Genomic DNA, 12,147 nt, shown 5'->3' on the forward strand with positions numbered 1-12,147 from the left:
ATACTCCTTGATTTATACTATTTACTGATAAGGCCGTAAGCCTTACGCGCAATCAGCAGCTCTTCGTTTGTAGGTATCACCAGTACCTTGGGTTTCTTATTCATAAAACTAAATAATCCGCTAGTTACTAATTGGCGTATTCTTTTCTGGTTTTCGCCTATTCCCGCGGTAAAAACTAAAGCATCCAACCCGCCCATAGCCGCAATATATGCGCCTATATATTTCTTTATCCTGTAGACGAAGATATCTATCGCAAGCCTTGCCCGCTTATTTCCCTGCTTAGACTTCTTTTCCAGTAAACGCATATCATTACTGATACCCGAGATGCCTTTAAGCCCGCTCCGTTTATTAAGGAGGCTGTCTGCTTCATCAGCAGATATTTTCTTTAATTTCATTATGTATGTCACCAGGGCCGGGTCAATATCCCCGCAGCGCGTGCCCATAAGCAATCCTTCCAGCGGAGTAAAACCCATACTCGTATCAATGGACCTGCCGTTTTTTATTGCAGTTATACTGCAACCGTTGCCAAGGTGGCATGTTATTATTTTTGATTTATTTATTGGTTTCTTCATGAGCCTGGCTGCCTCATGAGCGACATATTCATGGCTTGTGCCGTGAAAACCGTATTTCCTGATACCGTATTTGCTGTAATATTCAAGCGGTAATCCGTATGTATAAGCATAATCCGGCAATGTCTGGTGAAAAGCCGTATCAAATACCGCTACCTGCTTTATGCCGGGCAGTAATTTCTTGCAGGACATTATCCCCAAAAGATTTGCCGGGTTATGTAGTGGGGCGATCGAGGCGCATTTCTTAATCTCTTTTGTTACTTTATCGCTGATCAAAACAGGCTTGTTAAAAACCTGGGCTCCGTGTACTACGCGATGGCCGACAACATCCACACCGTCTATCTTGGCCAATATGAGCTTTAAGCCTTCATAATGATCCTTGATTTTTGAACCCTTCTCCCCTATATGCTCAATACCGCCTTTAAAAAGTACGGCTTCGCTGGGCATGTGGAAAAGCTTGTATTTAATTGAGGAGCTTCCGGAATTAATAACCAGTATCTTCATAATTACTGTGCCCTTATAGCAGTTACGGCTACGCAATCAACAACATCTTCAACGGAACAGCCGCGTGATAAATCGCTGGCAGGTTTATTCAAGCCTAAAAGCAACGGGCCCAACGCCCGGGCCTTAGCCAGCCTTTGCACCAGTTTATAACTTATATTACCGGCTTCCAGGTTCGGAAAAATTAATACATTTGCCCTGCCGCCAAGCGGGCTTTGCGGATATTTTATCTTTGCGACCTCAGGCACTATTGCCGCATCAACCTGTAATTCTCCGTCAACCAGTAAATTTGGAGCCATCTGCTTAAGATTGCTAAGCGCTTCGCTTATCTTATCAATCGATTTTGTCCTTGCCGAGCCTTTTGTCGAATAGCTGAGCAAAGCGATCCGTGGGGTAAGCCCGAGCACTTTCTGCGCCAGTTCCGAAGCTGCCAGGCAAATACAGGCTAATTGCCGAGAATTCGGTTCAGGTACTATTCCGCAATCTGCAAAAATAAAATTCCCGTTATCGCCATATACGCAATCCGGAACCGCCATAATAAAACAGCTGGAAACTATAGTAATGCGCTCGTTTACTCCCAGACATCTTATAGCCGCTCTTGCCACATCGGGTGTGGTGTGGCTTGCCCCGGCGACAAGCCCGTCAACCCTTCCTTCCGCGGTCATCATCGCGGCATAATAAAGAGTATCGTCAAAAAGCTTCTTTACGTCATCAAGCTTAAGGTCCTTAGACTTATAATCATTATAAAACTGCTGGATGTACTTTTCCCTGGTAGATGAATCCATTTTATCTTTTGAAAGGAGTAAGACATTGGCTATTTTTTCTTTCTCAATTATCTTTACCGCTTCAACGACCCTTTTATCATTGTATTCCGGCAAGACTATCGTCTTTAATTTCTGGCCGGCTTTGCTGCGAATCTTAGAAATAGTATCCATTTTAAATCCCCCTGAGAATTCTATTTAAATCAACATTATCTTTAATAAGCCTGACTACCGCATCGATCTTCTCTTTATCGCGCGGCCTTATTTTTACCGTTAAATCATGTATCTTTGTTGCAACATCGTAAGTATCGGATTTGGCTAATAAAACAGTTATTTGCGCTTTATGGAGCAGGTTTAAAATCGGCTGCTCTGGCAATATCCCTCCCGATAATACCAAACCGCAGACTTTTAGCCTCTTCGTCTCTTGCCCGCGGAAACAACTGAGTGCTGTCATTATCAGGTCTTCCCTGTCACCGGGAGTGATCAATAGGCTGTCATCAACCAGGTATTTGATTGCGTCATGCGGCTCCATTGCCCCGACGATGACCGAAGAAACAGCAACTTCGGCATACTCCTTGCCGCAGAGTAATTCAAAATCAGTTTCTTCAAGGATCTGCTCAATTGAAGGCCTGGATAACATGGGGTTATAAGGTATCACCCCTAAAAGGTCTATTCCGCTGCGCTGTAAACCCTTCTTTACCAGACGGCTTATCTTATCTATTTTGCTCGGAATGACTTTATTGATTATAACACCCAGAACCTTGACTCCTTCTTTTTCAAAGAGCGCCTTATTTAAAAGTATCTCGTCAATAGGCCTGCCGATACCGCCGGAAGAAACAATTATTACCTTGCATCCCAGCAATCTGGCAACCCGTGCATTTGAATGGTCAAAAACAGAACCTACCCCGGCATGCCCGGTGCCTTCAACGATTACCAGGTTCTGCTTTCTGGAAACGCGGCCGAATGCATCTTTGATCTGTTTTGAGATTAAATTCCTGTTTGGGTTGGCTATATACTTCTCGGTGAAACCCTTCTCAACAGCGATAGGGCTCATATCCTTAAGCCCGCTTTTTATCCCGCAGACTACCTCTACCAGTAAAGAGTCTTCGTCGATCTTCAAGCCTTCTTCTTCAAGGTACCTTTGCCCGATGGGCTTGATAAAGCTTACCCTTTTAAGCTTATCTCTAAAATTAGAGATTAAGCCTAATGAAACGGTCGTCTTGCCGTCATTCTGCTTAGTCGCGGCAATAAATACCTTCTTCATCAAAGATTCTCTTCGATCCTCTTTTTTAACTCTGTCTTATTTAAAGCGCCGACTACCTGGTCTATGATCTTTCCGCCTTTGAGAAAAACCAAGGTGGGTATAGACATTATTCCGTAATGCGTGGCTATACCGGAAGCCTCATCAACGTTAACTTTACCGATTTTCATCTTACCTTTATACTCTTTGGCCAGTTCATCAACTATCGGGCCGACTAATTTACAAGGCCCGCACCACTCCGCCCAGAAATCAACAAGGACGGGCAAATCCGACTCTAAAACCTCTTTTTTAAATGTAGCTTCTGTAAAATGTAAAGTCGCCATAATTTATGTTTGTTTTATTAGGTTAATAATTTGGAGAGCGTGATTAATTTATCATAAATGCAGCCTGAATGCAAGTTTTTTATAGATAGGTCCGTTTCTCCCACTGACCATAGAAGTGCCCCCATGGGGGGGCACTTCTATGAGGAGCTAGAGAAACGGACCTAGGGCTGGATGCTTCTGGAAAATAAACCCCCTGTTAAGGCATCTAAAGAAGCTGTTAATTCCTGTAACTTTAACTCCTTATCAAACCTCTTCTTCCTATCAGTGATCTGCAACTCGTCGATCTCTTTTTTAGTCCTTATCCTTTCAAAATACAGCTTTGTCACCTGGTCAAGAATGTCTTCCCTGAGCTCTACCATTAATCTCGACCTGGCATCGATTGAGGTTTGAACGTCATTCCATATTATATCGCTCAAATCCCAGCTTAGGCCGATGTCCCAGTTTATGCTATCCCTTCCCCTCCTGAGTATATCATCATCTGTCTTCGTAGTTGAACCTGATTCCCAATGCCAAAGATCAGTCGCATCTCTATCTATGCCTATATCAAGCTTCGGTAAAAGTGCTTTTTTGGCGGCTTTCTTCCTCCATTCTGATATCTTTTCGCTGGAAACCTCCGCATAAACAATCGCCGCCTTATGCGCCTCTTGAATCGTTGGCTCGCTCTTTAGGTACTCCTGAAACTGCGCATTATAAACGCCGGTTTCTGTTTTCTCTTTTAAATCGGCTCTAAATAACCCGTTGTCACAAGCAGCGTATATCAATCCGCTGTTGCTGACAGCTAAATCCTTAATACTCTTGGCTATAAGCCTAAGTGAAATCTCCTGCCACCTTTCTCCAATTAATTCGAATATTCCGGAATCAGAAGAAACATAAATACCAAAATCCTGGTTTATAAATATTTTACTTATATTCCTGCTCAGCAATCCAAAATCGCTTACTTTTTGCCAGTCACTCCCTTCGTTTACGCTGATATATACCCCGTTTGAGGTAGCCATGTATATTCTATCAAGACGCCCCGAGCCAAAAGCAATATTACGTATCTCAGGAGAAAAATAATTTTCGCTTTCCTTTGCCTGCTCTTCATCCTCCGAATCTTCTTTATGCTCTGAAGATATCACAAAAGAAAATACCTTAACCCAAAGATTATCCGCTAACTTCTTTCTAAATAAACTTCCTTTAGTAGCAACAAAGATGTATTGCGAATTAGCGGTGACGGAGACAATTTCCAGCTCACCTAATTCTCCCATCTCGCTGCTCCAGCTATTGCCTTTATTATCACTTATAAGCAGCCCTGACCTAGTGCCAAGATATAATACGCCGCCTAAAGATCCTATACCGGTACAATCCCCTTTAAGATAATCACGGTTTTTATAGATCCTCGACCATTTATTACCATTACTTTGACTAAAAAACAAGCCGCTATCCGTAGCTGCAAAAAAAAATTTAGTATTATTTATCACTGAGCTGATTGAGTTTATTTTTTTACCCCTGCCTCTGAGAATAAGAGCCTTTTCCCAGGTTGAGCCCCCATCTTGCGACCTTAAGATATAGCCCTTGCGGCCTGCCAGGATAAGATCCGGATGTACCGGCTCAGTAAACACGCAAGTATACCCGGTTTCTCCCTGAGAAATATCTTTCCAGGCTGGCTCTGCTGCTCCCACACTGCCGCAAGCAGTTATGAGAAGCAAAGCAACTAAAACAAAAGTTTTTTGCATCATCTTGCACCTCCTGATTAGATGACGCAAAAGGTACATGAATTCTAACGAAATTTTTTGTTGAAAATTGGCGGGGGCGCTACTTTATGCCACCCTCAGAATGGTCATTCCTGAACTCTTCTAAGAGTTGAATGGCTTGCTCAAACTGGCTGGATTCCACCTTTATTCTGGCTGGGACTGCTAAAGGACGTATCTGCAGGAAATTTTCTCCCTCAATTATAAAATCAATGCCTTCTGATTCTAACAGCGATTTTATAAACGCTACATGAAAAGGATTCATAGTGACATAGACCTCTTTATATAACTTATCCGCTTCCATAATATTTATCCTCCTGGATATAAACTAAGAAGTTCGGTTTTTATCTCTTCGTAATAAGGTAAATCTACTTTCTTGTATATTTCCTGGGCCAGCCTTAAATGCTCCCTGGCTTTGTTTTTACGCCCCTGCTGTTTATAAAGCAGGCCCAAATCGTGGTAAGCTTCCGCAAGCTCAAGCTGAGCATCAATATCTTTGCAACTGGAAATGGCTAATTTAAAATACTTCTCCGCTTCTGATAAATTGTCCATATCGACATACAATTCCCCGATCATAGTATAGGCGCATGCTATATTAGGTTTATGGCCCTGCTCTGTATCTATCTCTAAACCCTTCTGATAATAATCCATTGCTTTCAGGTATTCTTTCTGGAATTTGTAAACTTCCCCTATATTAAAATAATAATCGCTTAATTCATGTTTTAATTTCAATTCTTTGAATAAAACAAAACTTTTATCGTAGAATTCCTTTGCAGTTGCGTAATCATCTTTATTGGTGAATAATAGCCCGAGGTTAAAATAATCACAGGCAAGGTTATATTTATGCCTGTATATATTTATCCTCTGGCGGTTTATCTCCGAACTTTTTGTTAATAATTCAAGTGCCTTATCATTATCATCCTTATCCATATACCAAACAGCCAACTTCCCCAGGACATCGGCTTCGTTAAGCTTATCGCTATTCTTCCTGCTAAGGCTCAGGGCCTTATTATAGAATTCTAAAGCCTTGGGATAATCGCCGTGCATATGGTAGATCCATCCTATGCCGGAATATGCGCAAGCAAGCCTGTTATTATCATTTTTCTTTTCGCTTTGCATGGCATATTGAAAATAATATTTTAGGGCAAGGTCTTTCTTCCCCATTCTGCGATAAGCATCTCCCAATAGCGGATATGCAGGCAGAAAACCCGGATCGCTGCTTACAATTTTACCGCATATATCAATTACCTTTTCGTTCTTACCAGACAGGTACAATTTGGAGGAATTGCTGTATTTAGCGTAAGTTGAAGGGTTAATACTTGGCAATATCCTGATTGCGCCGACGAAAATTAAACAGCAAGCGCCGGTAACAGCCAATGCAGAAACTGCCTTTTTGCGCTTAAAGTTAGCTATCTGCGGAGTACTGGACCTAACTGCATTTTGCGCCCCAAAAAAATTGTAGCTTGGGTCGCCATATAACACATAACTAGCCCAAGAAATATTATCCAGGCCATATTCTTTTATTAATTTCATCCTTGCTAAACGTAAACTTTTACCTAAACTGTTTCCTGATGTTAACCCGCCGTAAAATTCACGGGCAAATCTTAAGCTTTCATTGTCTTCAATCTTTCTTATCGCTCCGATATAATGCCTCACCCCTGAAAACAAAAAGGCCGAGCCTAATGTGTATGCCCGTTCTTGGCATTCAATATCAGAAAGGTCATTCTGCATTTGCGCTGAATGACATGCATTTGAAAAAACTAATGATGGCAAAGGTGAACTTTCACTTAAGGCGATAATATCATCAGCAGTAAATATATTATCGCTTAATACCCAGCCTGTATCACTTACATCGCTGGATTTTGATTCGCAATGCCCCGCGAAATGCACTATATCGTAATCACGCAGGTTTCTCTTAACATACATTGAATCAATATTAGTTGATTTAAAATCAACGCCGATCCTGCTTCTATTTTTGTCAAATTGGTTCTTAATGAAGATTCCCTCTCTATATGCCGAATCAAGATCATTCGTGGGATTAGCCAGCACAAGCATTTTGGGTTTTTGCGAAACACTTCTGTAGCGATTAAGTCCAAGCTCATTCTTGCTCCTTACTATCCTGCCCAGGTCAAATTTTAAGCTCAGGAAATCCTGCCCATCATACAACAATTCCCAGGGAATATTTGTTAGTTCCTCATCCATCATTATAACCAGGTTACTAGAGGCAAGGCTTTTAAGTTTTTGTTTCACTGGCTTGCTAAAAAGGTGGTCCCATAATAGCTGCCCGCTCTTTTTCAGGGAATTTGCCAGGGATAAAGGGTTGGATTTATCCTTATACCTTCTGCTTAAAATATCAGTGATATCGCGGCAAATACCAGTTATTTGCCTCTCGTCAAAATTTAGCTGTGTATAATGCCTTACTGTCTGAGCAAAATCATCCGCCTTAAACAAACTCATCTTCAGGCGTAAGCTGTCTTTAAAAAGCTCCAATATCCATGCCCTTGAGCTATCTTCCATTTATACAAATTGTTTGATATCCAAAACTATCGTTGCCATTGCCTTTTCATCAGAAGTGATCTCCAGCCTATATTTTCCTAACATAACCTCCTCAAAAACAACTACCCCGGAGCTACCGATATAAGACTCAAGCGTAAGGTCATCTTTTAAAAGGGTGACTCTTAGCTCCTTAACAAGTTTTTGGGAATCCTTGTCCTTCATGGTTACCTGGACCTGAAACTTATTGTTCCTTTTATTATCGATTTTAAGCTCAACCCTGAGCCTGTCAAAATCTTTTAGTATTATTATTTCGTCCCTGAAGTTATTTATCTTACGGCTCCTTAATACAGACGCGGAGACCAGTTCCTGTCCCAGAAGGATATCCCCAGAGCTATGTAATAACTCTATGATCTGGCCGCGAAAGGCCAAGGCTATATCCATCATTAAATCCTTCAGCCCTGCGCTGGCCATGCTTTTTACTCCTTCCAGGAGTGCTGCCGGGGCATCCTTAGCCTCTGGATTTCTGAGCTTGTTCAACGTTACCAGCAATTCCAGGCAATCACTGCAATTTAAAACATGCGCCTTTAACTTCTCTTTATCATCATGGCTAAGCTTATTATCCAGAAAACAGGCCAAAGATTCTTCATCAGGATGAGCGCTATCCTGGACTAGCTTAATTTTCTTCTTCCAATTCCTGAATATATGCTTAATAAAAAGCTCATTTTTTGCCTGCATGCGTAGTCCTTCCCATTCTATTAGACGAGATTAATTCAACTTTCTAACGCAAATCCTTTAGTTTTAAAGCATTCTTTGAGCCTCTGCACGATCCTTGACTTTCTCATATCCACTGCCCCGCGGGATATGCTAAGCAACTGCCTCACCTCATCTAAGGCCAACCCCTTATTGATATTCAGCTCGATGAATAGTTTGTCATCCAAGTCAAGCAGCTCAATACAATCTTCTAAAGTAGATAGTTTTTCCTGTAATAAGGCTTCGTCATCTGCCAGTGGCTTATTATCGCTGATTATTTCTTTTATACTAAGCCCTGGATCAACCTCCTCATCAATAGATATGTAGTCCTTCTGCCTTCTCAGATAATCGATTGTAAAGTTCGCCACGACAGGTTTAAGCCAGCTGGATAATGAGCATCCGTTTTTGGCTTTAAAGCTCTTTAATTTCTTAAAATTGTCTTTTCTTAAGAAGATGAATATTTCCTGAAAAATATCTCCGGAAATATCTCTATTTGGATGGTAGTTTTTGATACTTAGAACACCGTGGATGTAACTATAGATAAAGCGGGAATATTTCTCTATGAACTGAACCCAGGCAAGTTTTTCATCATTTATACATCTCTGGACAAACTCCAGATCGTTCATGTAGTTAATTATACTACAACCTAGCCAAAAACACAATAACCCTATTCCCTCATACAAAAAAGAGCTGCCCCCGCTTTTGGGGGCAGCTCTATGGTCAGTGACAGAAACGGTCCGTGGTCAGCAGGAGAAACGGACCTGGATTATTTGAATAAGGTGTTTGTCATTACAAATGACGCAAAAACGATTGATACCATTGACATAAGCTTAATCAGAATGTTTAAGCTTGGGCCGGAGGTGTCTTTGAAAGGATCGCCCACCGTATCGCCTACTACCCCTGCTTTATGGGCAAATGAACCTTTTCCACCGTGATGCCCTTCTTCTATGTATTTCTTGGCATTATCCCATGCTCCGCCTGAATTTGCCATCATGACTGCAAGCACAAACCCGGAAATTAACGCACCAGTCAACAACCCTGCTTCAGCTTCTATGCCGATAAGTAAACCTACGACTATTGGCGCGGCTATTGCCAATAAAGAAGGTGCTATCATTTCCTTCTGCGCTGCTGAAGTGGCAATGGTTACACAGCGTGCGTAATCAGGCTTTGCCGTACCTTCCATGATACCTTTGATCTCCTTAAACTGCCTTCTTACTTCAACTACAATCTTACCTGCTGCACGACCTACTGCGCGCATGGTCATAGCGCAGAACAAAAATGGCAGCATTCCGCCGATAAACAAACCCACCAAAACTGCAGGGTTCATTAAGCTCAAATTGAGTTCTTTGCCAAAAAGCATTATCTGCTCACGGTATGCGGCAATCAAAGCAAGCGCGGTCAGCGCTGCCGAACCTATAGCAAAACCTTTTCCAGTAGCTGCAGTAGTATTGCCAAGTTGATCAAGCGCATCGGTCCTCTTCCTTACTTCCGGAGGAAGGTGCGACATCTCGGCATTACCGCCGGCATTATCTGCAACAGGGCCGTATGCATCGGTCGCCAAAGTAATGCCTAAAGTTGAAAGCATGCCTACAGCGGATATACCTACGCCGTAAAGCCCGGCATTGAAATTTGTTGCGCCTCCAGATAAAAAGAAACTTGCAAGTATAGCTGCGCCAACAACGATCACCGGTATTGCGGTTGACATCATACCTACAGCTAAACCTCCTATAATAACGGTCGCAGGCCCGGTTAAGGCTGCATCTGCAATTGAGCGCGTAGGCTTAAAACTATTCGATGTATAATACTCGGTAGCTAATCCAATCAACACTCCGGCAACCAGCCCCGATATTACTGCCCAGTAAACACCCATAAACTCTGCGCCAAGTGTACTTTTCACAAGGAAATAGGATATTATCGCAACTAAAAATGCGCTGGCAAATACGCCTTTCCTTAAAGCAGCAAGTAAAACGTTTTGTTTTGCTTCTTCGCTGCTTCTTACAAAAAAAGTACCTATAATAGAACAAATGACTCCGACAGCAGCCATAACCATAGGCACAGTAACTCCGGCAATACCCAAACCAGCCGCAACACCCAAAGAAGAGGTTGCAACAATCGAGCCTACATATGACTCATACAAATCTGCTCCCATTCCTGCCACATCGCCTACGTTATCACCGACATTATCTGCGATTACCGCAGGATTACGCGGGTCATCCTCAGGTATGCCTGCTTCGACTTTACCTACCAGGTCTGCTCCGACATCGGCTGCCTTAGTAAATATACCTCCTCCTACCCTGGCAAACAAAGCCTGAGAACTTGCGCCCATACCGAAACAAAGCATTGTTGAAGTTATAGCAGTTATCTTATCCATGTTTGCCGGAAGCGCATGCCCTGAATAATACCAATCAAGGAAATAATACCAGATACTTAAATCTAATAAACCTAGACCGACTACTACCATTCCCATGACCGTCCCGCTTGAAAAAGCAACACGTAAACCGGAATTCAAGCTTTTCATGGCTGCGGCTGTAGTACGGTTGGAAGCCTGAGTCGCTATCTTCATCCCGAAAAACCCGGATAACCCTGAGAATAAACCTCCGGTTAAAAACGCAAAAGGGACAAAGATTACCAATTGATTCTTAGAAGCCAAAAAGAGCAATATGAAGAATACGACGATAAAATATGCGGCAACTCCGATATATTGCCTTTTTAAGTAAGCATCTGCTCCGACCCTTACTGCGCGGGCAATCTCTTTCATCGTATCATTACCCTGGTCCTTACGAAGAATAGAAAAAGCCAGATATGCGGCAAACATAAGAGCCACAATAGAGCCTACAGGCGCCAATATTAACAAATTAAATCCTGCCATCTAACTCCTCCTTAATGTGATTTATATTGTTTGGGGGTTGTTTTGGTACTTAAGTGCGTTATAGTAACACAAAATCCGGTAAAGTCAACTATTTTAGCTTATCTTTGTCATGAACCACTTCTGCCTCAATATCAATAATGTCCTTACTCTTACTCCCGGCAGCGCCATAGCCTGATGAAGAAACAAATTTCTTAGCAAGCAATACTGAATTAAGAATAAACAACGTTACTAATATTAACTCTGCCGCCAGCCAATAAAAGAAACCAAGGAATATCCACCCGAAAAGAAAATTAAAAAATATAAGAAACGGTAGAAAACATCCTGTACGGCTGAAAAATACGATACTTTTCATTTCTTATAGTTTACTTCCTCTGGTAAATACCGACAAGCACTGCCTGCGCAAGTATATGCCCTTTCATTTCTCTTTCCAAACTTTTTTTATCAAGGTTATCAACGCCTATAACCTTATCTAAAGCAAAAAGCTTAAAAAAATACCTGTGCGCACCGCTTGGAGGGCACGGGCCATTATATCGAAGCTCACCGGAATCATTCGGCCCCTGCCTGCCCGGAGAACTATTTTCCTCTATGCTTTCTCTTGGCGGCACATCATACAAAACCCAATGCACCCATTCTCCGGATGGCGCGTCGGGGTCATCAACTATCAAAGCTAAACTTTTTGTTCCGCCAGGCAAAGCATCGATCATCAATGCCGGGTTAACGTCCTCTCCTTGACAGGTGAATTTTACAGGTATCTTACCGTTATTTACAAAATCAGGGCTGGTTATTTTCATATCAGAAGCTCCTTCCTGCGCTTCAGTGCCATTAAACAAAAAGATAATAGCCAACAATAAGCAAATAAGCAGCTTTCCCATATATATATTTCTCAT

Annotated in this window: 12 protein-coding genes; all 12 read right to left on the reverse strand. The window is 42.1% G+C overall.

The window, feature by feature from the left end; genetic code table 11:
* Positions 1-17: 17 nt before the first annotated feature.
* The 12 genes from C4533_04770 to C4533_04825 all read right to left on the reverse strand — a co-directional run bounded on the left by C4533_04770 (position 18) and on the right by C4533_04825 (position 12,132).
* Entirely contained in the window at positions 18-1,073 is a 1,056-nt protein-coding gene (locus C4533_04770) for an acetate kinase (GenBank protein RJP29116.1), read from the reverse strand.
* A 2-nt stretch (positions 1,074-1,075) separates the two neighbouring features.
* Positions 1,076-2,005, reverse strand: a complete 930-nt coding sequence (locus C4533_04775) for a phosphotransacetylase (GenBank protein ID RJP29117.1) — start codon at positions 2,003-2,005, stop codon at positions 1,076-1,078.
* A gap of 1 nt (position 2,006) precedes the next feature.
* The gene (locus tag C4533_04780; protein ID RJP29118.1) at positions 2,007-3,095 is read right to left on the reverse strand and encodes a hypothetical protein; all 1,089 of its coding nucleotides are present in this window, start codon (positions 3,093-3,095) and stop codon (positions 2,007-2,009) included.
* Positions 3,095-3,415, reverse strand: a complete 321-nt coding sequence (gene trxA, locus C4533_04785; protein RJP29119.1) for a thioredoxin — start codon at positions 3,413-3,415, stop codon at positions 3,095-3,097. The genes C4533_04780 and trxA overlap by 1 nt, the downstream gene beginning before the upstream one ends.
* A 161-nt stretch (positions 3,416-3,576) precedes the next feature.
* Positions 3,577-5,169 carry a hypothetical protein gene (locus tag C4533_04790; GenBank protein ID RJP29120.1) on the reverse strand — a complete coding sequence of 531 codons (1,593 nt, stop codon included), beginning with the start codon at positions 5,167-5,169 and terminating at the stop codon, positions 3,577-3,579.
* Positions 5,170-5,209: 40 nt separating this feature from the next.
* Positions 5,210-5,449, reverse strand: a complete 240-nt coding sequence (locus C4533_04795) for a DUF2007 domain-containing protein (protein RJP29121.1) — start codon at positions 5,447-5,449, stop codon at positions 5,210-5,212.
* A 5-nt stretch (positions 5,450-5,454) separates the two neighbouring features.
* Positions 5,455-7,662 (reverse strand): CHAT domain-containing protein, encoded by a 2,208-nt coding sequence (locus C4533_04800; protein ID RJP29122.1) that lies wholly within the window; start codon positions 7,660-7,662, stop codon positions 5,455-5,457.
* A complete protein-coding gene (locus C4533_04805) occupies positions 7,663-8,376 on the reverse strand; it encodes a hypothetical protein (GenBank protein ID RJP29123.1) in 714 nt (237 codons plus the stop codon).
* A 35-nt stretch (positions 8,377-8,411) separates the two neighbouring features.
* On the reverse strand, positions 8,412-9,017 hold the full coding sequence (locus C4533_04810) for a sigma-70 family RNA polymerase sigma factor (protein ID RJP29124.1): 606 nt from the start codon (positions 9,015-9,017) through the stop codon (positions 8,412-8,414).
* A gap of 140 nt (positions 9,018-9,157) precedes the next feature.
* Positions 9,158-11,260 carry a sodium-translocating pyrophosphatase gene (locus C4533_04815; GenBank protein ID RJP29125.1) on the reverse strand — a complete coding sequence of 701 codons (2,103 nt, stop codon included), beginning with the start codon at positions 11,258-11,260 and terminating at the stop codon, positions 9,158-9,160.
* A gap of 88 nt (positions 11,261-11,348) precedes the next feature.
* Entirely contained in the window at positions 11,349-11,612 is a 264-nt protein-coding gene (locus tag C4533_04820; protein RJP29126.1) for a hypothetical protein, read from the reverse strand.
* Between the two features lie 10 nt (positions 11,613-11,622).
* Positions 11,623-12,132 (reverse strand): YbhB/YbcL family Raf kinase inhibitor-like protein, encoded by a 510-nt coding sequence (locus tag C4533_04825; protein ID RJP29221.1) that lies wholly within the window; start codon positions 12,130-12,132, stop codon positions 11,623-11,625.
* Positions 12,133-12,147: the final 15 nt, after the last annotated feature.

Source organism: Candidatus Omnitrophota bacterium (assembly GCA_003598025.1).
GTDB lineage: Bacteria > Omnitrophota > Gorgyraeia > Gygaellales > Profunditerraquicolaceae > Profunditerraquicola.

Coding starts and splice junctions, on each gene's coding strand:
- C4533_04820 (RJP29126.1), bottom strand. CDS start 11,612: ATGAAAAGTATCGTATTTTTCAGCCGTACAGGATGTTTTCTACCGTTT.
- C4533_04805 (RJP29123.1), bottom strand. CDS start 8,376: ATGCAGGCAAAAAATGAGCTTTTTATTAAGCATATATTCAGGAATTGG.
- C4533_04790 (RJP29120.1), bottom strand. CDS start 5,169: ATGTACCTTTTGCGTCATCTAATCAGGAGGTGCAAGATGATGCAAAAA.
- C4533_04810 (RJP29124.1), bottom strand. CDS start 9,017: ATGAACGATCTGGAGTTTGTCCAGAGATGTATAAATGATGAAAAACTT.
- C4533_04800 (RJP29122.1), bottom strand. CDS start 7,662: ATGGAAGATAGCTCAAGGGCATGGATATTGGAGCTTTTTAAAGACAGC.
- C4533_04815 (RJP29125.1), bottom strand. CDS start 11,260: ATGGCAGGATTTAATTTGTTAATATTGGCGCCTGTAGGCTCTATTGTG.
- C4533_04795 (RJP29121.1), bottom strand. CDS start 5,449: ATGGAAGCGGATAAGTTATATAAAGAGGTCTATGTCACTATGAATCCT.
- C4533_04775 (RJP29117.1), bottom strand. CDS start 2,005: ATGGATACTATTTCTAAGATTCGCAGCAAAGCCGGCCAGAAATTAAAG.
- C4533_04770 (RJP29116.1), bottom strand. CDS start 1,073: ATGAAGATACTGGTTATTAATTCCGGAAGCTCCTCAATTAAATACAAG.
- C4533_04780 (RJP29118.1), bottom strand. CDS start 3,095: ATGAAGAAGGTATTTATTGCCGCGACTAAGCAGAATGACGGCAAGACG.
- C4533_04825 (RJP29221.1), bottom strand. CDS start 12,132: ATGGGAAAGCTGCTTATTTGCTTATTGTTGGCTATTATCTTTTTGTTT.
- trxA (RJP29119.1), bottom strand. CDS start 3,415: ATGGCGACTTTACATTTTACAGAAGCTACATTTAAAAAAGAGGTTTTA.